This is a genomic window from Kribbella antiqua, from assembly GCF_004345665.1.
GTDB classification, from domain to species: Bacteria; Actinomycetota; Actinomycetes; order Propionibacteriales; family Kribbellaceae; genus Kribbella; species Kribbella antiqua.
This window is the reverse complement of record NZ_SLWR01000002.1, coordinates 510697-531199: the sequence shown is the minus strand read 5'-3', so window position 1 is coordinate 531199 and position 20503 is coordinate 510697. Positions and strand designations below refer to the sequence as shown.

The following is a 20503-nucleotide window of genomic DNA, read 5'->3' as shown; positions in this document are numbered from 1 at the left end:
GGCGAGAAAAGTCGCGGCGTGTTGGTGTGGACAGAGAGACCGAGATCTATTTTGCAACAGGCTCATGGCGAAAGAAACTCTCCATTGTCCGCCGTGGGCCCTGGCGCCTTCGGGGGATCTCCCGGCATTCGGGTTGCGGTGGGTTGGGTTGCAGGGGCTGGTCGCGGCGGGGGCTGACGCGCGTGTTCAGCTGAAGCGGACGCGGAGGCGGCGGAAGCCGCGTCCCTTGCTTTCCATCTTGACGACGTCCATGCGGCCGATCAGGGCGGTGGAGGCGACATGGGTGCCGCCGTCCGCCTGGGTGTCGAGGCCGGCGATGTCGACGATCCGGACGACCTCGATGTCCGGCGGCAGCAGGTTGGTCGCCGTACGGATGATGTCCGGGATGGCGAACGCCTCGTCGCGCGGCAGGTTGCTCACGGTGATCCGGCGGTCGGTCTGGATCTCCGTGTTGACGGCCTCGGCGACGCGGTCCTTGAAGTCCGGCGGCACCTCTGAGAGGTCGAAGTCCATCCGGGCGGTCAGCGGCTCCATGTTGCCGCCGGTCACCAGCGCGCCGAAGTCGCGGAAGACGACGCCGGTCAGCACATGCAGCCCGGAGTGGGTCCGCATCAGGTTGGTCCGCCGCTCGTCGTCGAGGGCACCCTGTACGGCGGTGCCCGGCGGCGGCACCGGGTCGTCTTCGTGGGGGACGAGGTAGAGGTCGTCACCCTTGATCGTGCCGAGGATCCGCGTGCGTACGCCGCCCCAGAGCAGGACGCCCTGGTCCGGAGGCTGGCCGCCACCACCGGGATAGAAGGCGGACCGGTCGAGCACGATGCCCCGCTCGGCGTCGACCGCGACGACAACCGCCTCCCAGTCCCGGATCGACGCGTCCTCGAGGTCCAGACGATGTGTGTGCATGTCAGCTGATGGCGAGGTTTTCGAAGGCCGACAGGGCGCGGCGGATGTTGTCGACGGAGTTGGCGTAGGAGAAGCGGAGGTGACCTTCGCCGTACGCGCCGAATGAGGTGCCTGGCAGGCACGCGACGCCGACTTCTTCGAGGAGGCGGTCGGCGAGGTCGGCGGCGGAGAGGCCGAGCTCGGTGATGTTGGGGAAGGCGTAGAACGCGCCGCCCGGTTCGACGCAGGACACGCCTGGTACGTCGTTCAGGCCGGACACGATGACGTCGCGCCGTTCGCGGAAGGCCTCGAGCATCCGGTCGACGTCGTCCCACGGTCCTTCGAGGGCAGCGATCGCAGCGTGCTGACTGAAGGCCGACGTACAGGAGACCGAGTTGATCACCAGGCGGGTGATCGGCTCGACCAGCGCCGGCGGGAAGACACCGAAGCCGAGGCGCCAGCCGGTCATCGCGAACGTCTTGGACCAGCCGTCGAGCAGAATGGTCCGCTCGGCCATGCCGTCGACGTCGAGCACGCTGTGGTGGTCGCCGTCGTACCGCAGCGCCCAGTAGACCTCGTCGGTGAGTACGACGAGATCGTGCCGGTTGGCAAGCTCAGCGATCGCCTCGAGCTGCTCCGGCGTCGAGGCGCTGCCGCAGGGGTTGTGCGGGGAGTTGAGGATGAGCAGCTTCGACCGCTCGGTGATCAGGGACTCGAGCTCCTCGGGGTCGATGACGAACCCGTTCTCCTCGCGCAGCGGTACCGGCACCGGGGTCGCGCCGGCGAAGGACGCGATCGAGGCGTACATCGGAAAGCCCGGGTCCGGGTAGAGGACCTCGTCGCCCTCCTCGCACAGCGCCATGATCGTGAAGAACATGATCGGCTTGGCGCCGGGCGTGACCAGCACCCGGTCCGGAGTGGTGTGCAGCCTGCCGGTGCGCTCGAGGAAGTCCGCCACCGCCGTCCGCAGCTCGGGGATGCCTGGCGCCGGGACGTAGTGGGTGTAGCCCTTGTCCAGGGCCTGTTGCGCGGCGGCGAGGACATGCTCGGGGGTGTCGAAGTCCGGCTCGCCGATCTCGAGATGCACGATCTCGCGCCCGCGCGCCTCGAGTGCCTTCGCCTTCGCCAGCACCTCGAACGCGGACTCTGTCCCGAGCCGCTCCATCCGCCCAGCTAGTCTCACAGCTCGAGCCTAGCCCTCCAGCCCCGCCCGCGTTTGATGGGTTCACCTGCCAAATGGTGGGTTCCCCGCCCGAATCCGGTGGGGGAACCCACAAGTTGATAGGTGGACCCACCAAAGCGGCGATGGGCGGGCGTGGGATTATCGGGTGGGTTCAGACGGCGGAGGAGCGCGGATGGCACGGGTAGCGGTCACCGGGAGCAGCGGGAAGCTCGGCCGGGCGGTGGTGGATCACCTGCTGGACAACGGCTGGGACGTGGTCGCGCTGGACCAGGCTCCGCCGGCGCGCAGCGGCGTCGTCGCGAGCCGGGTCGATCTGACCGATTTCGGACAGACCTACGAGGCGCTGGCCGGGATCGACGACCGGCACGACGGTGTGGACGCCGTCGTCCATCTGGCCGCGATTCCCGCGCCCGGGCTGCGGCCGAACGCGGCGACGTTCGAGAACAACATGACCGCCACCTACAACGTGTTCTCGGCGGCGTTGCGGGCCGGCATCAAGAACATCGTGTGGGCGTCGAGCGAGACCGTGCTCGGCCTGCCGTTCGACGAGTTCCCGCCGTACGTGCCGGTCGACGAGGACTACCCGCCGCGGCCGAACAGCACCTACTCGCTGGTGAAGACGCTCGAGGAGGAGCTGGCCCGGCAGCTGTGCCGGTGGCACCCGGACCTGAAGCTGATCGGCCTGCGGTTCTCCAACGTGATGTACCCCGAGGACTACGCGGCGTTCCCGTCGTTCGACGCCGACGCTCAGCTGCGCAAGTGGAACCTGTGGGGCTACATCGACGCCCGCGACGGCGCCCAGGCGGTCCGCAAGGCACTTGAGTACGACGTCACCGGCACCGACGTGTTCATCGTCGCCAACGCCGACACGGTGATGTCGCGCCCGAACGAGGAGCTCCTCGCCGAGGTGTTCCCGGGCGTACCGGTCAAGCGCCCGTTCGGCCCGAACGAGACGCTGCTGTCGATCGACAAGGCCCGCAAACTCCTCGGCTACGAGCCGCAGTACACCTGGCGTTCATGACGGCGACGTCAGGCGCAGGACGCGGGCGGAGGGTTCGGGAGTGTTGGTGGTGATGGTGAGAGCATTGTCCGTCCAGGCGTAGCTCCAGTCGGTGAGGTCGGTGAGGTCGGTGGGGAAGTGGGGCTCGATGCTCGACCGCCGAAGCGGGAGCGTGATGCTGGACGGGCCTGGAGCGCGGTGCCAGAGCGTCAGGTAGGAGACGTCAGGACCGTTGAGTGCGAGGGCAATCCACTCGTCGGTCCATGTCGATAGACCTAGCGGCCACGCGGGGACGAGAGTGTCGAGGTCCTCGAGTACGGCGCGATGGGCGGTCAAGGCGGACCGGATGAGGTCGAGTTCGACGGGCGTCATCCGGTTGAGATGGCCGGAGAGGTAGAGACGTCCGGGGATGCCGTTGACGAGGGCGAAGGTGAACTCCTCACGAGTGGTCCCGGTGATCGGGTACGCCCAGTGGCCGGCCTGTTCGGGCAGCAGGGCGGCGGGGGCGGCCGCGGTGATCGGTGCGTAGAGCAACGGATGTTCCTGGTCCGAGGTCGACTGCAGATGGAGGCGGGACATCATCGCGTAGTCCATCCGCATTGCGCCCGAGGCACAGTTTTCGATCAGCAGCTCCGGGTGACGTGTCTGGAGGCTGTCGAGCCAATCGAGCAGTGCCCGGTTGTGTTCCAGCAGTCCATGGCCGAGAGATGTACCACCCTTGTCGCTGCCGGGGCCTGTCATCGTGTTGTTGTCGAACTTGAAGAAGCCGATGCCGAACTCGCCGATCAGCCGGTCGACCGTGTCGTCGAGGTGCTTGCGGGCCGCCGTACTGCGGAGATCGAGCAGATAGCGCCCCGACTCGGCGACCCGTTGGCCACGGCGGGTGAGGAAGGCGTCGTCGGGTAGCTCGGCTGCGATCGGTGAGCGGACGCCGATGACCTCGGGTTCGAGCCAGAGGCCGGGGACCATGCCGTGTGTGTGGATCCGGTCGATGACCTCGGTGAGCCCGTTCGGGAAGCGGGTCGTCGACGGTTGCCAGGCTCCGACGGTGTTCCACCAGTCGCCGTCGGCGTACCAGCCGGCGTCGATGCAGAAGTAGTCCGCGCCGACCTCCGCGGCCGCATCGATCAGTGGCAGGAGCTTCTCGGTCGTCGGATCACCTGCCAGGGTGTTCATGAAGTCGTTGAAGACCACGGGCATCCGGTCGTCGATTGGGCGCCGGTTCCGGATCGCACGGCGTTGACGGGTGAGCGCGGCGAACACGCTGTCCAGATCGGTCCCGGCGACGAGCGACACGGGTACCGTCGTGAATGGCTTGTCGGCAGTGAGCTCGACGCTCCATTGGTTCTCCTGGTCGGTGGGACCGCTCAGCAGCAGATAGCCGCCGCGCCGGGTCTCCCCGAGCTCGTAATGCCACGCCCCGTTGTGCTCGATCTGCCAACCGAGGGCGTACGGCGCACTCCGATCGACGAGAACCCCGACCGGCAGCCGCTCTCCGCTGGACCACGAGCCGGTGTTGGTCACCGCGTGCCGGCTCCTGGCGACGTGGTGGTGCGGATCGCGGACGATGTCGGCCAACACCTCCCGGAGTACGCGCTTCGACCACCGGTTCTCGGCCATCCAGCTGTTGGCGGCTGAGTACAGCTCGGCGTCGACCGACGCGAGGCCGACGACCAGAGACGACACGAAGGTGAGCTCGAGCGCACCCGGACCGTTCATCGAGACCTCGGACCAGGCGCGTACGCCGGCCAGGGCTTCGAACACGCTGGTGACCCGCAGACCCGTGGTGGGCTCCTCCTGAACGATGCGCAACGTCGTGCCGGTTTCCTCGTGACGGACATAACGCAACTGCTGCCCGAGGATGGTGTCGACGTGCCGGTTGGTGCTCGGTGAAAGTCCGTATCCGGTGGCGGAGACCTCGACCAGTGGCTGGCTGGGGTCCGGCGTACCGCCGTCTGGTTGCGAGGCTTCGCGTACGCCGATCAGCCGCACCGGGCCGTCGTCGAGAGCGAAGGTCAGGGTCAGCTCACCGGCACTCCAGCGCAGCACATTCATCCACAAGTCTCATTTCGTGGTGGGGGTCGTGGTGCTTCGTTCGAGCAGGTAGTCCTCGACGGTGAACAGGTGTGCGGCCATCCGGGTCCGTGCGCGATCGGGGTCGCGGTTGGTGAGGGCGGCGAGGATGGAGAGGTGTTCGCGGTGCGCGGTCTCGTCGGCGCCGGGCTGGGTGATGGATCGGCGCAGCCGATCGCGCATCGTCCGTCCGCCCAGCGCGTCGATCAGCGCGGTCAGTACGGGGTTGGCGGCGGCCTCCGCGATGATGCGGTGGAAGGCGATGTCGTTCTCGATCACGGCCTCGTGGTTGGGTTCCGCGTGGGTCAGTTCGGCCTCGTTGTGGCGCAACAGTTCGGCTGCGGCGTCGAGCTCCGCCGCGCCGATCTGCCGGGCTGCCAAGGCGGAGGCCTCCGTCTCGAGGATCCGGCGGACCACATGCAGGTGATGTGTTCCGCTGCCGTGGTGCAGATCGACCACGAAGCCCATCGGAGCCAGCAGCATCGAAGGATCCAGCTTGGTGACGTAGGTACCGTCACCTTGCCGCGTCTCGAGAACTCCCATCATCGACAGCGCGCGCACCCCCTCGCGGAGGGGATTCCTGGAGACCCCGAGCGCCGCGGCGAGGTCCTTCTCGACCGGAAGCCGATCGCCCGGCCGGAGCAGCCCGTCGATGATCATCTGCCGGATGCCCTGAACCACGACATCGGTCTGTGAAATGCCGGGGGTGCGTGACAGCTCGGCCGGCCTGCCGGCCGTCATGTCAGCGGATCCACTTCCGCGCGTGACGCCCAGTAGGCGCCGTCCGGGAATCGATAGCTCTCCAAGGACTCTCTGTGCATCTCGGCACTGTAACCGGGCGCACTCGGAAGCACGTATGCACCGTTGCGGATCACGCAGGGGTCGACGAAGTGCTCGTGCAGGTGGTCGACGTACTCGGTGACGCGGCGCTCCAGGCTGCCTGACACGGCCAGGTAGTCGAAGATCGCGAGGTGCTGAACCAGTTCGCACAGACCGACGCCACCCGCGTGCGGGCAGACCGGTACGTCGAACCAGGCGGCGAGAAGGTAGACCGCGAGTACTTCGTTGACGCTGCCGAGGCGGGCTGCGTCGAGCTGGCAGTAGTCGATGGCGCCGGCCTGGAACATCTGCTTGAACAGAACCCGGTTCATCCCGTGCTCGCCGGTGGCGACACCGATGGGTGCCACGGCCTTGCGGATCGCGGCGTGGCCCAGGATGTCGTCGGGACTGGTCGGTTCCTCGATCCACAGCGGTTCGAACTCGGCCAGGGCCTTGACCCATTCGATCGCCTCGGGCACGTCCCAGACCTGATTCGCGTCGATCATCAGGTGGCCGTCCGGCCCGAGGACCTCGCGGGCGATGCCACAGCGCCGGATGTCGTCGGCCAGCTTGGCGCCGACCTTGAGTTTGACATGTTTGTAGCCTGCGGCAACGGCTTCCTCGCAGAGCCTGCGGAGCTTGGCGTCGGAGTACCCGAGCCATCCGGCGGAGGTGGTGTAGCACGGGTAGCCGGATGCCTCGAGGTCCTCGATTCGTTGCTTGCGGCCCGGTTCTTGGCGGGCAAGTAGCGTGACAGCCTGTTCCGGCGTCAGTACGTCGGTCAGGTACCGCAGATCGGCAGCCGCCACGAGTTGCTCGGGTGACATGTCGGTCAGCAGTCGCCAGAGGGGTACGCCGGCTCGTCGGGCCGCGAGATCCCACACTGCGTTCATCACAGCAGCCAGGGCCAGATGGATGACTCCCTTGTCCGGGCCGAGCCAGCGCAACTGGCTGTCCGACTGCAGCTCCCGGTAGATCGCGCCGAGGTCTCCGCACAGCGCGTCGACGTCCCGGCCCACAAGTGGCTCGGCGCGCTGAACCGCGGCGGCGACGCACAGGTCGTTGCCGCGCCCGATGGTGAAGGTGAAGCCGTACCCGGCGAGCTCCGGGTCGTCCGTGTGCAGGACGACGTACGCCGCCGAGTGGTCGCCGTCCTTGTTCATCGCGTCGGACCCGTCCTGGGTCATCGAGGTCGGGAAGCGAACGTCGATGACCTCAACCGAGGTGATGCGTGGCATGGCGGGCCCCTCACGATGAGTAATAGATGGGATCTTTCTCCAGCTTTGATGCCGTTCAGTATGGACCAGGGTCGCGTCTAGCGCTACGCTCCCGACAATTCATGGGATTAATACCTCGTCGTCTCGACGGAGGACGGTGGCATGGGCAACCTGGTGAGCTCGGACCGCGCCGGCACGCAGCGGCTGGTCTACGACCGGCCGGCGGAAACGTGGCTGGAGGCGTTGCCGCTCGGCAACGGCCGGATCGGAGCGATGTGCTTCGGTGGTATCGGCAGGGATCGGATCGGACTGAACGACGAGACGTTGTGGTCGGGCAGTCCGGAAACCGCCCGGTCGTTGTCGGCTCCGCTCGGTGCGACCGGTGCCGACGCCGTACGCGCGGTGCGCGACGCGCTCAGGGCGGGTGACATTCGCCGGGCGCACGAGTTGGCTTGTGGTTTTCACTCCGGCTACTCGCAGGCGTACCTGCCGCTGGGTGATCTCCTGCTCGACATTCGCGTCGATGGCACGACCCCTGCCGCCGACGATGTCGCGCACTATCGCCGGGAGCTTGATCTCGACGCCGCGGTCGCCACCGCGGAGTTCGAGATCGGGGGAGTGGCGGTTCGACAGGAGGTCTTCGTCAGCGCGCCGGACGGCGTACTGGTCCAGCGAATGACCGCTTCGAAGCCTGTACTGGCGCTGACGTGCCAGTTGACATCGCAGTTGCACTCGCGCCCGCACGCGGTCGACGACGGGCTCGGACTGCTCCTGCAGGCTCCCGCCGATGTCGCTCCTCCGCATCGCGACGTACCTGAGCCGATCCGGTACTCCGATGGTGCCGATCGCGGCATGGAGGCTGCTATCGCGTTACGCGCCAGCACCGATGGCGATGTCCGGACGAGTGACTCCGAGCTCACTGTCGAGAGCGCAACGGAGATCACGCTGATCCTCTCGTCCGCCACTGGATACGACGGTCCGTTCACTGCACCGACCCGGACGGCGGAGGAGTGCTGGCTCTCGGCGGATCAGACAGTGCTGGCGGCTCTCGATCGCGAATACGGGCAGCTTGTTTCCGATCATCAGCAGGATCACCGGCGACTGTTCCGTCGTGCGTCGCTCGAGCTGGCCGGGGCGGCGGAGCAGTCCGGGCTGCCGACCGATGTGCGGGTGGCCCGGGCGGTCGACGTCGAGGACCCTGCCTTGGCTGCGCTGATCTTCAACTACGGCCGTTACCTGATGGCCGCGAGTTCGCGACCAGGTGGGCTGCCGACCAATCTGCAGGGAATCTGGAACGACATCCTGCGGCCACCGTGGAGTTCGAACTTCACGGTGAACATCAACACCGAGATGAACTACTGGCCGGCGGAGACGACGAACCTGTCCGAGTGCCACGAACCGCTGCTTCGTTATATCGGCGAACTCGCCCAGGCGGGACGTAGTACCGCCCGCGAGCGCTACGGCTGCGGCGGCTGGACCGCCCACCACAATGCCGACGCGTGGTGCTGGACGAACCCGGTCGAGGGCGATCCGCGGTGGTCGAACTGGCCGATGGCCGGCGCCTGGCTTGTCCGGCACCTGTGGGACCACTACGCCTTCACCGGCGATCTGGAGTTCCTCGGCGAGTCCTGGCGAGTGCTACGGGGTGCCGCTGAGTTCTGCCTCGACTGGCTCGTGGAGATGCCGGACGGCAGTCTCGGTACGGCGCCGTCGACGTCCCCGGAGAACGACTACATCGCCCACGACGGGCAGCCGGCATCCGTCACCGAGTCGTCGACCATGGACCTGGCGCTCATCTCGGATCTGTTCCACCGAGTCGAGCAGGCGGCGGAGTTGCTCGATGTCGTGGACCCGCTCGTCGAGGAGCTCGCCGCGGCCCGCAAGCGACTGCCCGACCCGCCGGTCGGCGCACAGGGACAACTGCAGGAGTGGGCCGCCGACCTGCCCGAGGAAGATCCGCATCACCGGCACATGTCTCATCTGATCGGACTGCATCCTGGCGACGCGATCACTCCGGACAAGAACCCGAAACTCGCCGCCGCGGCGGAACGGACGCTGGACCTGCGCGGCGACGAGGCGACGGGCTGGTCGCTGGCCTGGAAGATCAACCTGCGGGCCCGGCTGCGCGACGCGGTCGCCGCACATCGGCTCGTGCGTGCCTTCCTGACCCCGGCCAACGACACGTCGACCGACTACGTGGGCAGTGGCGCGGGCGTCTACCCGAATCTGTTCTGCGCGCACCCGCCGTTCCAGATCGACGGCAACTTCGGGGCGACAGCGGGGATCGCGGAGATGCTGCTGCAGAGCCATACCGGCGAGATCGAACTGCTGCCGGCGCTGCCCGCCGAATGGACAAGCGGGCGCGTGACCGGCCTCAGAGCTCGCGGCGGGGTCGTCGTCGACATCGCCTGGACACCGTACGGCGTCGAGGCGGTCCTGACGGCTAATCGGGACCAGGAACGGATCGTACGCCGCGGCGGCGATCGGATGCCGGTCAGATTGACGGCCGGCATCGGTCACCGCGTGAGCTCGAGTTGATCGCCGGCTTGGACGAGGAGGTCTCATGGCAACCCTGACAACCGTCCGGCCACCGGCCGGTGAACTACCGGCCCGGCCCAAGCGACGGCGACGCGAGCGCCCCGGGATCAAGGGGCTCCGGCGTAGTCTTCAACGGCACTGGACCCTGTACCTGCTGATGGTCGTGCCGCTGATCTGGTTCGCGGTCTTCAAGTACATCCCGATGTCGAACGCGGTCCTGGCGTTCAAGAGTTTCAACGTGGTCAAGGGCATCTGGGGAAGTCCGTGGGTGGGCTGGCAGAACTTCGACCTGTTCTTCCACAACCCGGTGTTCTGGAACCTGGTGAAGAACACCTTCGTGCTCTCGGTCTACACCGTCGCGGCGAGTTTCCCGATCGCGATCATCCTGGCGCTGGCGCTCAACGAGATCCGCAACGGACTCTTCAAGCGGACCGTGCAGATGGTGACGTACGCGCCGTACTTCATCTCCACCGTGGTGGTCGTGTCGATGACGATCCTGGTGCTGTCGCCGCGGCTCGGCATCGTCAACGAGGGCCTGGGATTCTTCGGCGTTCCCGCGATCGACTTCCTCGGCACCCCGGACTACTTCCGGCACATCTATGTCTGGTCGGACGTTTGGCAGACCACCGGGTACTCCGCGGTGATCTACCTGGCCGCGTTGTCCGGCATCGACCCGGCGCTGCACGAGTCGGCCAAGCTCGACGGTGCCACCAGGTTGCAGCGGATCCGGCATGTGGATCTGCCGGGCATCATGCCGACCGCGGTGATCATCCTCGTCCTTGCGGTCGGCAACATCATGGCGATCGGCTTCGAGAAGGCGTTCCTGCTGCAGAACCCGCTCAACCTGAGTGAGTCCGAGATCATCGCGACGTACGTGTACAAGACGGGGCTACTGAACGCGGACTTCAGCGGTGCGACAGCGGTCGGGTTGTTCAACTCGGTGATCAACCTGGTGCTGCTGCTGATGGTCAACGCGATCGCCAAGCGGATCACCGGAAACGGACTGTGGTCATGAGCGCTCAGACCGAAACGAGGCCGTTGCCGAGCAAGAAGGTCGAGCGCCGGGCGGCGCGGGCCCGCCGGATCCGCGAGCCGCGCACGGACCGGATCTTCCTGTTCTGTGTGTATCTGCTGCTGGCGGTGTTCTTCGCGGTGGTCACGCTGCCGCTGCTGTACATCGTGGCCAGCTCGTTCAGCAGCCCGGAGGCGGTGACGTCCGGGCGGGTGCTGTTCTGGCCGGTGGACTTCTCGCTGCGCGGGTACCACGCGGTCTTCGCCAACCCGCAGATCGTCCAGGGGTACCTGAACTCGCTGTTCTACACGGTGGTCGGGACGATCGTCAGTGTCACGATGACGGTCGCGATCGCGTATCCGATGTCCCGTCGTACGCTCGTCGGCCGCAATGTCGTGATGACGCTGATCCTGTTCACGATGCTGTTCACCGGCGGCCTGATCCCGACGTACCTGGTGGTCCAGTCGACCGGGCTGCTCGACACCCGGTGGGCGCTCATCATCCCGCAGGCGATCGGGGTCTGGCAGGTCATCATCGCCCGGACCTACTTCCGGACCGCGATCCCCGAGGAACTGGTCGAGGCGGCCCAGCTGGACGGTTGCGGTGACCTGCGCTTCCTGTGGTCGGTGGTGATCCCGCTGGCCAAACCGATGATCGCGGTCGTCGCGCTGATGTACGCGATCATGCAGTGGAACTCGTACTTCGACGCGCTGATCTACCTCAAGAACCCGGATCTGTTCCCGCTGCAGCTGGTGCTGCGCAACATCTTGATCCTGAACACGACCGGCGGTGGGGCGGTCGATGCCTCCGTGGTCATCCAGCGCCAGCAATTGGCCGATCTGCTCAAGTACTCGCTGATCGTGGTGGCGAGCGTGCCGGTGCTGCTGATCTATCCGTTCGTCGCCCGCTACTTCACCAAGGGAATCCTGATCGGCGCCGTGAAGGGCTGATCTTCCGCATCACCTCGACCCTGTGAGGGACCTAATGTCTGTACAGTTCAGAAAGAGGAGGCGTGCCGCGATCGCCGGCATCAGTCTCCTGGCATTCGCGCTTGCGGCCTGTTCCGGTGGCGGCTCGAACGACGAGCAGGGTAAGCCGTTGCCAACGATCACCGGAAATCCCGCCGTCACCCTGAACGTCTTCGCGCCGCAGTCGGCCGACACGAACCTGGCCACGAACGACTTCACCAAGCTGATCCAGCAGAAGTTCAACATCACCGTCAAGTGGCAGACCACGACGTTCGACGGCGGCCCCGCCAAGGAGAAGCGGCAGATCTCGCTGGCCAGCGGCGACTATCCCGATCTGTACCTGCTGATCCCCTGGGTCGACCAGTTCACGACGGCGGACCTGCTGAAGCTGGGAAATCAGGGTGTCGTCGTACCGCTGAACCAGCTGATCGACCAGTACGCGCCGAACATCAAGAAGGCGCTGGACTCCACGCCGGAGTGGAAGGCGATGGCGACCGCGCCGGACGGCAAGATCTACGGCATCCCGCAGTGGGTCGACTGCTTCCACTGTTCGTACCCGGACAAGCTGTGGATGAACTCGGCGTGGCTGAAGAAGCTGGGCCTCGAGCAGCCGAAGACCACCGAGGACCTGCGGAAGGTGCTCCAGGCGTTCAAGACCCAGGACCCGAACGGCAACGGCAAGGCCGACGAGATCCCGCTCAGCGCGAACGTCCGCGACAACCTCATCCCGTACCTCATGGACGCCTTCATCTACGACCCGCAAGGGCAGAACAACAGCGGCGGCAACAACACCACGCTGGTTCTCAACAACGGCAAGGTCGACGTCCAGGCGAACAAGGACGGCTGGCGCGAAGGCCTGCGGTACATCAACTCGCTCTACAAAGAAGGCCTGATCGACAAAGGCGCCTTCACGCAGAACCCGGACGCGATGCAGCAGCAGGGCAACCACGGCGGCTCGGTCATCCTCGGCGCGGGCACCGTCATGCATTCCGGTATCTTCGTCACCATCGGTTCGGCGGACGGGCGGGACAAGCAGTACGACGCGGTACCGCCGCTGACCGGTCCGAGTGGCGCGAACTACGCCAGCTACGTCTTCCCGAGTATTCCCGGCGCCACGTTCGTCCTGACGTCGAAGGCCACACCGGAGAAGCAGATCCAGGCGATCAAGATGCTCGACTACATCTTCACCGACGAGGGACAGAACAACGGACAGTTCGGCATGGAGGGCAAGGCCTGGACCAAGCCCGGTCCCGGCGATGTGGCGCTCGACAAGTCGCTGAAGCCGAGCTTCAAACAGATTCCCCTGAAGCCCGGGTCGAAACCGCGGAACAGCGGCTGGGGTCCGCTGGCGCAGTACAACAACACCGCGAAGTACCGCAACTCCGAGGTCATCGACACCGACATCCACTCGCAGGCGGGGTACGAACGCAAGCTGTTCGAGGCCACCAAGCTGTACGCCGGCCACGAGGACAAGGCGCAGATCTACCCGTTCTGGAAGGTGTGGATCGACCCGTCGCTCGCCAACGAGGTCGCGACTCTGCAGACCAACCTCGAGAACTACATCCAGCAGAACTCCCTGCAGTTCATCACCGGCTCGAAGAACATCGACACCGACTGGGACAGCTACGTCAAGGGGCTGGACGGTCTCGGTCTGAAGCGCTACCTGGAGATCCAGCAGACCGCCTACGACAAGGTGCCCAACAAGTAGGTCGACCCTGGACCGGCCGGAGGACCCCGGCCGGTCCACACTCCCACCACTGACGAGGAGCAATCAGTGCCGTTCGATGCAACCTTCGAGTCCCTGACCACGTTCGAATGCCCTGACTGGTTCCGGGATGCAAAGCTCGGCATCTGGTCGCACTGGGGACCTCAGTCGGTGCCACGGTACGGCGATTGGTACGCGCGCAACATGTACCGGGAGGGCAGTGACCAGTACCGTTACCACCTGCGGACGTACGGGCACCCGTCGGAGTTCGGCTACAAGGACGTCGTACAGCTGTGGAAGGCCGAAAGGTTCGACCCGTATGACCTGATGGATCGGTTTGTGGCGGCCGGTGCCCGGTACTTCGTGGCACAGGCCGTGCACCACGACAACTTCTTCAACTACGAGTCGACCGTCAATCGCTGGAACTCGGTGAAGGTCGGACCGGGCAAAGACATTCTCGCGCTCTGGAAGGCGGCCGCGACCGAGCGCGGGCTGCCGTTCGGAATCACCGAGCACCTCGGCGCCGCCCTGGGGTGGATGGCGGTCAACAAGGGCAGCGACAAGCAGGGTCCGTACGCCGGTGTGCCGTACGACGGAACCGATCCGGCGAATCGGGACTTGTACCTCGACAACAGCCGCTACCAGCAAGACACCGAGGTGCCGGACCCGTGGTACTGCGACGATCCCGAATGGCACCGTCACTGGCTCGAGGCCGTGACCGAAATGATCGATCGGTACCAGCCCGATCTGCTGTACTCCGACGGGCCGCTGCCGTTCGGTGAGGCCGACTACACACCGGGTCTCCGCGCGGTGTCCCAGCTGTACAACACCAGTGCGCGGATCCACGGCACGAACCGTGCCGTCTACCAGCAGAAGGACCGTCGGCCGGAGGTGAGCGCCGTCGGTGTGATGGACATCGAGCGGAGTCAGACGCCCGGCATCCACCCCTCGCCTTGGCAGACGGACACCTCGGTCGGGGACTGGTTCTACAACGTCCGCGACGTCTACAAGACCGCCCGCCACGTGATCGAGATGCTGGTCGACATCGTGTCGAAGAACGGCAACCTCCTGCTCAACATTCCGCAGCTGCCGGACGGCACGCTCGACGCCGAGTGCACGCAACTCCTCGACGACCTCGGTGCCTGGACGAGCGTGTGCGGCGAAGGCATCTACGGCACGAGACCGTTCCGGGTGTTCGGCGAAGGGCCGTCGAGCGTGACCATCGACGGCTTCACCGAAGACCGCGTGAGCTGGACGAGTTCCGACTTCCGCTTCACCACCCGCGCCAACACCCTGTACGCCTTCCAGATGGCGTGGCCGGACGACGGGCGCGCCGTGATTCGCAGCCTCACGGGTGACGCCGTGCGTACCGTCCGTCTGCTGGGCTACGGCCCCGTACCCTTCGAGCAAGCCCACGGCATCCTCGTCGTCCAGTTGCCCGCGACTCCTCCGCTTGATGTCGCGAATTGCCTCGCGGTCGACCTCCAGGCCGACTGACACTTCGCCCTCACCGCACGACCGCTCTTGTGTCATGAGGTAGCACGATCGTGCCGGAGCGGAGCGAGGCGGCCGTGGTGAGCCGAGTGGGGGAGGAGACCAAGTCGCTCGAGGAGCTGTACGCCGATGCCCTGGCCGAGGGCGGGGAGCTGGTCTTCTATGCCGGCGGTGACACAGCGACTCAGAAGGATTTCACCAAGCAGGCGTTCCTGACCAGGTTCCCGAAGATGAAGCTGACCACGGTCGTTGACTACAGCAAGTTCCACGACGTCCGCGTCGACAACCAGCTTGCCACCGGCACACTGGTCCCGCACGTGGTCCAGCTGCAGACCCTGCAGGACTTCACCCGGTGGAAGAAGCAGGGGAAGCTCCTGCCCTACAAGCCGGCCGGATTCTCCCAGCTGTACACCTCGACGGCTTCCCGCGGTTCATGGCCGACCGCGCCGAGGTCGAACGCTGGAAGCAGACCTTCTCGCTCTACTTCGGCGAGGTCCAAGGTGCCCCGAGCCCCGGCTGGCTCGGCCTTCATCCAGGCGCCTAGGCGATCTGGGCGATGTCCGGTGTGAGCAGCGGGTAGCGCTCCAGGACCAGGGGATCGTGACCGGGTACGGCGTCGTCGCCGAGCTCCTTGATGCGGTCGAAGGCGCCGTACATGCCGGTCATGCTGGTCAGGATCGGGAACGGGCGGTCGTCCTCGAGGTTCTCGTAGAAGTGCGAAGCGTCTGAGGCGAGGACGACGTTGCCGCGAGCGGTCTGGACTCGGACCACCTGCATGCCCGCGGTGTGGCCGCCGACCAGATGTACGCTCAGTCCGGGTACGACGGTCGTGTCGCCATCCGCGCGGAGCACCCGACCCTGCTGGTGCGCGCTGGTCAGGTGGGCGAGGTCGGTCTCGTCCACCAGCCAGCGCTCCCGGGCGATCCGCTTGGCCCACGGCCCGGTCCAGTACTCGAGCTCGGCCTGCTGCAAGACATAGCGAGCATCGCCGAACTCATGCGCCGTACCGGTGTGGTCGTAATGCAGATGCGTCAGTACGACGTGATCGATGTCGGCCGGGGTGACGTCGAGCGCGGCCAGGGCGGACGCGGGGGAGCCGTGGTAGCGCAGCCCCGCGATCGTGTCCGCACGGGCCGGGGCGATTCCGGTGTCGATGAGCACGGTGTGCTCGGCTGAGGTCGCCAACCAGACGTAGTACGCCGTCGGATGCGGTTCGCCGACGCGGGCGTCGTACCCGTGGAAGTGCTCGCCGCGCATGGCGTCCCGCTCGGCGAAGCGGATGGCGTAGACGCTGAAATCACTCACACCCGAACCTCGGCGCGTCGGCCCAGGTGCTCGGTGCGGACCTTGTAGGTCTCCTTGGCGGTCGCCACGGCCGCGATGTTGATCAGGCAGAAGATCGCGGTGACCACCGACACGCCGAACCAGCTGCCCTTGCCGGCCCCGGCGACCGCGGTGGCGATCATCGGGGCGAAACCGCCGATGGCGAAGCCGATCTGGGTGCCGATCGCCATCCCGGACAGCCGCACCCGCGTCGGGAACATCTCGCCGTAGAACGACGGCCAGACCGCGCCGGTGGCGCAATACACCACCCCGAAGGTGATGATGCCGAGAGCAAAGATCAGTGGATACGAGCCGGTCGAGATGGCCCACAGGTAGGCGAACATCAGCACTGCGCTCCCGATCGACCCGCCGATGAACACCGGCTTGCGGCCGATCCGGTCCGACAGCGTCGCCCACAGCGGGATCGTGATCACGCCGGCGACGTTCGCGAGTACGCCGACCCACAACATCGCGCTGCGATTCAGGTCCATCGTGTTGACGGCGTACGACAGCGCGTGGACGGTGAAGATCGTGCTCACCGAGGCGATCACCGCGGCGGCGATCACGCGGACCACCGCACGCCAGTGGTCCTGGAACAGTACGGCGAGCGGCAGCTTGGCCACGGAGTCGGAAGCGACCTCCTGCTCGAAATGCGGCGTCTCCTCGAGCGTCCGCCGGATCACCAGTCCGACGGCCGCGACCACGATGCTGCACCAGAACGGCACCCGCCAGCCCCAGCTCAGCAAGTCCTCTTCCGGCAAAGCCGCGATAGGCAGAAACACGGCGGTTGCGATGATCTGCCCAGCCTGTGTTCCGTTGAGGGTGAAGCTCGTGTAGTAGCCGCGTCGATCTGGCGGCGCATGTTCGAGCGTCATCGAGTTCGCGCCCGCCTGCTCACCGGAGACGGAGAACCCCTGCAGCAGCCGAAGCAGCACGAGCAGGATCGGCGCCAGTACGCCGACGTCGTCGTACGTCGGCAGGCAACCGACCAGGAAGGTCGACGCGCCCATCATCACCAGCGTGGCGACCAGCACCTGCTTGCGCCCGAACTTGTCGCCGATATGCCCGAGCACGAACGCGCCGACCGGCCGGGCCAGGTACCCGACGCCGAAGGTGGCCAGCGCGAGCAGCGTGCCGGTGGCCGGCGAGGAGGAGGGGAAGAAGATCTTGCCGAACACCAGCGCTGCGGCGGTGCCGTAGATGAAGAAGTCGTAGTACTCCAGCGCGCTGCCAATCCAGGCGGCGACAGCGGCCTTGCGTGGTTTGCCCTGCGTCGTCACGGTCACTCCTCAAGGAGAAGGCTGGACCCCGTGGCGAGGAAACTAACGTACCAGTTCGTACATTACAAGAGTACAGTGGAGCCAGCCCCGCACCGCCCTGCTGGAGGGAGACCTGATCCATGAAGTCCTACCTCATCGGGTTGATCGGTTCCGGCATCGGGGCGTCGCTCAGTCCGGCGCTGCACGAGACCGAGGCCGCCCAACTCGGGCTGCGCTACGTCTACCGCCTGCTCGACATCGACGTACTGCAGCGGGACGTGGGCGAGCTGCTCGAAGAGACACGGCTCCTCGGGTACGACGGACTCAACATCACGCACCCTTGCAAGCAGGCGGTCATCCCGCACCTGGACGAGCTGTCGGACGAGGCATCCAGGTTGGGTGCGGTCAACACCGTGTTGTTCCGCGACGGCAGGACGATCGGCCACAACACCGATCGGACCGGCTTCGCCGCATCCTTCAGCCAGGGCTTGCCGGGTGCGCCGATGGACCGGATCGTGCAACTCGGCGCGGGCGGAGCGGGCGCGGCGGTCGCCGACGCGCTGCTGGGGTTGGGCGCCGGCTGTCTGACGATTGTCGACCCCAAGCCGGGCCGCGCCGAAGCGCTGGTCGAGCGGCTTGGCGATCCGCGGGCGCACAGCTCTGATCAGCCGGACCTGGCGAACGCCGATGGACTGGTCAACACCACACCGGTAGGCATGGCGCACAACCCGGGCCTGCCGCTGCCAGTCGCAAGGCTCCGGCCGCGGTTGTGGGTGGCCGACATCGTCTATCGACCGCTCGAGACCGAGCTGCTCAAACAAGCCCGCGCGCTGGGCTGCCGGACCCTCGACGGCGGCGGCATGGCTGTGCTACAGGCTGCCCACGCGTTGCGGCTGTTCACCGGTCGTACGCCGGACCACGGCCGGATGCTTGCGCAGCTGAAAGAGCTGGCCTACCTATGATGAGGGGCATGACTACCACGGAGCGCCGGCGGGATGCTGAGCGCACCAAGGCGGAGATCCTGCAGGTCGCGCAGCGCGAATTCGCCCGGAAGGGCTACGCGGGAGCCCGGGTCGACGAGATCGCCGAGCTCATGCGGACCACCAAGCGGATGATCTACTACTACTTCAGCAGCAAGGAGCAGCTGTTCATCGCCGTACTGGAGAAGGCGTACTCCGAGGTCCGGGCGGTGGAGCAGAAGGTCGACGTCGCCCACCTCGCTCCGGTCGAGGCGATCCGGACGCTGGCCGAGCTCACCTTCGACCACCACGACGCGCACCGGGACTTCATCAAGCTGGTCGCGATCGAGAACATCCACCAGGCCGAGCACATCAGCAAGTCGCCGGTGCTCGCCAACCTCGGTACGCCGGTCCTCGACCTGATCGAGCGCATCCTGGCGGCCGGCAAGGCGAGCGGCGACTTCGTCACCGAGGCGGACGCCGTCGACGTCCACATGATCATCAGCTCGTTCTGCTTCTTCCGGGTCTCCAACGCCCACACTTTCGGCGCGCTGTTCGGCCGCGACATGACCGCACCGGAGAACCGCGCCCGGCTCCGCAAGATGGTCGGCGAAATGGTAGTCGCCTACCTCCGCGGAGCCGGCGCAGCGGACGTCACTTAGGCACCGGAGCTCCCGCCGCCTCGTTGATGGTTGCGGCGCCGTCGGCGCGGGTGAGCCAGCGGTCGGCGACGAGCTTGTCGACCTGACTGATCACTGCCCGGCTGTAGGCGCCGTGGTTTGGATAGAGCTCCAGCAGCTTGCTCTGGCTGAACGGTGCCATGTGGCCGAAGAGAGCGCAGTTGGCTCCTGTGCTCGTCGGGTAGTAGGTGGCGGTCGGTAGGTCGACCCACGGCGTACGGACGCCTCCGACAGCGTTGCCGTGTTGGTCGAGCACCGTTTGTCCGGCCGCGTCGACCTGGATCCGGTCCGCCCGTGGTGGGGCGATGTTCTTGCGAGCCCAGCGGTCGAGGTTCACGTGGGCGGCGTTGTAGAGGTAGTGCATCGGGAACGTCGTACCGACGCCGTCGCAGTTGTAGTAGTTGTAGATCACGCCGAGCCGGGCCAGGTCCTCAGGCGACGGTGCGAAGCCCGAGGTGTAGGAGTGGGCGTGTCCCGAGCCGGGCACCTCGTAGAGCCGGTACTTGTCGTTCGGTTTGTCGGAGTCGTCACGCCGGGACGCGCCGCCGTCCATGTAGAAGTCGGTCTGCGTCTGCATCTTGATCACCGGTACGGCGGTCGGCCGGATGACGTTGCGCGGGTCGTCGGCCGGGATCGCGGCCGAGCATTTGTTGAGTGGCCGTGGACCACCGGCTGCCGCGGCGATGAGGAAACCGTCGTACACCTTGGCGCGTGGGTGGATGGCGTTGATGTAGCGGATCAGGTAGGAGCCGGACTGTGAGTATCCGGTTGCGTAGACCTTCTCGACGCCTCGCAGCAGCTTGTTGCTCTTCAGGGCGGCTCCGACCTGGCTGAAGATGTCCCAGACCAGTCCGCCTTCGGTGGTCGCGGCGGAGTTGAGCGCCGTACCCGCGCAGCCGCGCTGGTCGGGCCAGGACAGCTTGCCGTATCTGGCCGGATCGAACTTCCGCAGCGACGCGACGGCATTGGGTGCGCTCGTGACAGCGACGTAGGCGTCGCCGCGGCGGAGGTACTCGTCGTGGGAGGTCAGCCACATCCGGTCGAGATCCCAGCCGTTGGTCATGTTGTTGATGTCGGCAACCACCGTCCCGCTGAACTCGTTGCGGTCCGCGGGACGCCGGACCAGGATCCGATTGGTGTAGGGCACTGCCGCCCGGACCACCACGACCTGACCGGACGCGTCGTAGTCGTAGACATTGGCCCGGCCGCTGACGAGGTACTCCTCCTCGACATAACCGTAGGCTTTCAGGTCGACCGTCGACATGTTGAATGGATGGGACTTCCCGGTCACCGGCAGCGGACCGGACAGCGACGGGATGGGTGTATGCGCCGCAGCGCTGGGAACGTACAGTGCAGTGCCCACCAGGAGGACAGCACAGATCAACTTGAGA

17 protein-coding genes and 1 pseudogene are annotated in these 20503 nt (G+C 66.3%); 10 read left to right on the top strand and 8 right to left on the bottom strand.

The annotated features are described in order from the left end of the window. Positions 1-186: 186 nt before the first annotated feature. Positions 187-903 carry an alanyl-tRNA editing protein gene (locus tag EV646_RS08415; RefSeq protein WP_132145713.1) on the bottom strand — a complete coding sequence of 239 codons (717 nt, stop codon included), beginning with the start codon at positions 901-903 and terminating at the stop codon, positions 187-189. A 1-nt stretch (position 904) separates the two neighbouring features. Next, complete coding sequence (locus tag EV646_RS08410; protein ID WP_132145711.1) at positions 905-2065, bottom strand: pyridoxal phosphate-dependent aminotransferase; 1161 nt, start codon at positions 2063-2065, stop codon at positions 905-907. Between the two features lie 172 nt (positions 2066-2237). On the opposite strand from EV646_RS08410, the gene EV646_RS08405 reads away from it, so the two are divergent. Then, entirely contained in the window at positions 2238-3086 is an 849-nt protein-coding gene (locus tag EV646_RS08405; RefSeq protein ID WP_132145709.1) for an NAD-dependent epimerase/dehydratase family protein, read from the top strand. On the opposite strand, the gene EV646_RS08400 is transcribed toward EV646_RS08405, so the two are convergent. Genes EV646_RS08400 through EV646_RS08390 form a run of 3 tightly spaced genes read right to left on the bottom strand, consistent with a single transcriptional unit; the run spans position 3081 to position 7195 of the window. Beyond that, complete coding sequence (locus EV646_RS08400) at positions 3081-5120, bottom strand: glycoside hydrolase family 36 protein (RefSeq protein WP_132145707.1); 2040 nt, start codon at positions 5118-5120, stop codon at positions 3081-3083. The two genes, EV646_RS08405 and EV646_RS08400, sit on opposite strands and share 6 nt — an antisense overlap. Before the next feature lie 9 nt (positions 5121-5129). Beyond that, the gene (locus tag EV646_RS08395) at positions 5130-5879 is read right to left on the bottom strand and encodes a FadR/GntR family transcriptional regulator (RefSeq protein WP_132145705.1); all 750 of its coding nucleotides are present in this window, start codon (positions 5877-5879) and stop codon (positions 5130-5132) included. Beyond that, entirely contained in the window at positions 5876-7195 is a 1320-nt protein-coding gene (locus tag EV646_RS08390) for an L-fuconate dehydratase (protein ID WP_132145703.1), read from the bottom strand. The genes EV646_RS08395 and EV646_RS08390 overlap by 4 nt, the downstream gene beginning before the upstream one ends. 141 nt (positions 7196-7336) lie before the next feature. On the opposite strand from EV646_RS08390, the gene EV646_RS08385 reads away from it, so the two are divergent. From EV646_RS08385 to EV646_RS08360, 7 genes and pseudogenes are all read left to right on the top strand, one after another. After that, positions 7337-9712 carry a glycoside hydrolase family 95 protein gene (locus EV646_RS08385; protein WP_132145701.1) on the top strand — a complete coding sequence of 792 codons (2376 nt, stop codon included), beginning with the start codon at positions 7337-7339 and terminating at the stop codon, positions 9710-9712. 25 nt (positions 9713-9737) lie between these two features. After that, positions 9738-10727 (top strand): ABC transporter permease, encoded by a 990-nt coding sequence (locus EV646_RS08380; RefSeq protein WP_132145699.1) that lies wholly within the window; start codon positions 9738-9740, stop codon positions 10725-10727. Then, the gene (locus EV646_RS08375; RefSeq protein ID WP_132145697.1) at positions 10724-11674 is read left to right on the top strand and encodes a carbohydrate ABC transporter permease; all 951 of its coding nucleotides are present in this window, start codon (positions 10724-10726) and stop codon (positions 11672-11674) included. Before EV646_RS08380 ends, EV646_RS08375 begins: the two co-directional genes overlap by 4 nt. Before the next feature lie 34 nt (positions 11675-11708). Beyond that, positions 11709-13400, top strand: a complete 1692-nt coding sequence (locus tag EV646_RS08370; RefSeq protein ID WP_132145695.1) for a type 2 periplasmic-binding domain-containing protein — start codon at positions 11709-11711, stop codon at positions 13398-13400. Between the two features lie 63 nt (positions 13401-13463). Then, a pseudogene (locus EV646_RS08365) lies at positions 13464-14549 on the top strand (alpha-L-fucosidase); the annotation flags it as partial. Continuing rightward, positions 14550-14894 (top strand): alpha-L-fucosidase C-terminal domain-containing protein, encoded by a 345-nt coding sequence (locus EV646_RS40560; RefSeq protein WP_277875094.1) that lies wholly within the window; start codon positions 14550-14552, stop codon positions 14892-14894. It abuts the pseudogene before it with no gap. Positions 14895-14944: 50 nt separating this feature from the next. After that, entirely contained in the window at positions 14945-15460 is a 516-nt protein-coding gene (locus EV646_RS08360; protein WP_199236873.1) for a hypothetical protein, read from the top strand. On the opposite strand, the gene EV646_RS08355 is transcribed toward EV646_RS08360, so the two are convergent. After that, positions 15432-16196: an N-acyl homoserine lactonase family protein gene (locus EV646_RS08355; protein ID WP_199236872.1), complete on the bottom strand. Its 765-nt coding sequence runs from the start codon at positions 16194-16196 to the stop codon at positions 15432-15434. The two genes, EV646_RS08360 and EV646_RS08355, sit on opposite strands and share 29 nt — an antisense overlap. After that, positions 16193-17494, bottom strand: coding sequence for an MFS transporter (locus tag EV646_RS08350; RefSeq protein WP_241995573.1), 1302 nt, complete (start codon positions 17492-17494; stop codon positions 16193-16195). The genes EV646_RS08355 and EV646_RS08350 overlap by 4 nt, the downstream gene beginning before the upstream one ends. A 119-nt stretch (positions 17495-17613) precedes the next feature. Here EV646_RS08350 and EV646_RS08345 point away from each other — a divergent pair, with 119 nt between their 5' ends. Together EV646_RS08345 and EV646_RS08340 are read left to right on the top strand one after the other, a co-directional pair. Beyond that, entirely contained in the window at positions 17614-18435 is an 822-nt protein-coding gene (locus EV646_RS08345; protein WP_132145689.1) for a shikimate dehydrogenase, read from the top strand. A gap of 8 nt (positions 18436-18443) precedes the next feature. Continuing rightward, the gene (locus EV646_RS08340) at positions 18444-19094 is read left to right on the top strand and encodes a TetR/AcrR family transcriptional regulator (RefSeq protein WP_241995571.1); all 651 of its coding nucleotides are present in this window, start codon (positions 18444-18446) and stop codon (positions 19092-19094) included. On the opposite strand, the gene EV646_RS08335 is transcribed toward EV646_RS08340, so the two are convergent. Continuing rightward, positions 19087-20475: an alpha/beta hydrolase domain-containing protein gene (locus EV646_RS08335; RefSeq protein ID WP_132145685.1), complete on the bottom strand. Its 1389-nt coding sequence runs from the start codon at positions 20473-20475 to the stop codon at positions 19087-19089. The genes EV646_RS08340 and EV646_RS08335 overlap by 8 nt on opposite strands. Positions 20476-20503 lie beyond the last annotated feature (28 nt).

Excerpts from the sequence above, each read along its gene's own strand:
- EV646_RS08345 (WP_132145689.1), top strand. The coding sequence starts at position 17,614 with ATGAAGTCCTACCTCATCGGGTTGATCGGTTCCGGCATCGGGGCGTCG.
- EV646_RS08400 (WP_132145707.1), bottom strand. The coding sequence starts at position 5,120 with ATGAATGTGCTGCGCTGGAGTGCCGGTGAGCTGACCCTGACCTTCGCT.
- EV646_RS08390 (WP_132145703.1), bottom strand. The coding sequence starts at position 7,195 with ATGCCACGCATCACCTCGGTTGAGGTCATCGACGTTCGCTTCCCGACC.
- EV646_RS08375 (WP_132145697.1), top strand. The coding sequence starts at position 10,724 with ATGAGCGCTCAGACCGAAACGAGGCCGTTGCCGAGCAAGAAGGTCGAG.
- EV646_RS08340 (WP_241995571.1), top strand. The coding sequence starts at position 18,444 with ATGACTACCACGGAGCGCCGGCGGGATGCTGAGCGCACCAAGGCGGAG.
- EV646_RS08405 (WP_132145709.1), top strand. The coding sequence starts at position 2,238 with ATGGCACGGGTAGCGGTCACCGGGAGCAGCGGGAAGCTCGGCCGGGCG.
- EV646_RS08385 (WP_132145701.1), top strand. The coding sequence starts at position 7,337 with ATGGGCAACCTGGTGAGCTCGGACCGCGCCGGCACGCAGCGGCTGGTC.
- EV646_RS08395 (WP_132145705.1), bottom strand. The coding sequence starts at position 5,879 with ATGACGGCCGGCAGGCCGGCCGAGCTGTCACGCACCCCCGGCATTTCA.
- EV646_RS08415 (WP_132145713.1), bottom strand. The coding sequence starts at position 903 with ATGCACACACATCGTCTGGACCTCGAGGACGCGTCGATCCGGGACTGG.
- EV646_RS08380 (WP_132145699.1), top strand. The coding sequence starts at position 9,738 with ATGGCAACCCTGACAACCGTCCGGCCACCGGCCGGTGAACTACCGGCC.
- EV646_RS08370 (WP_132145695.1), top strand. The coding sequence starts at position 11,709 with ATGTCTGTACAGTTCAGAAAGAGGAGGCGTGCCGCGATCGCCGGCATC.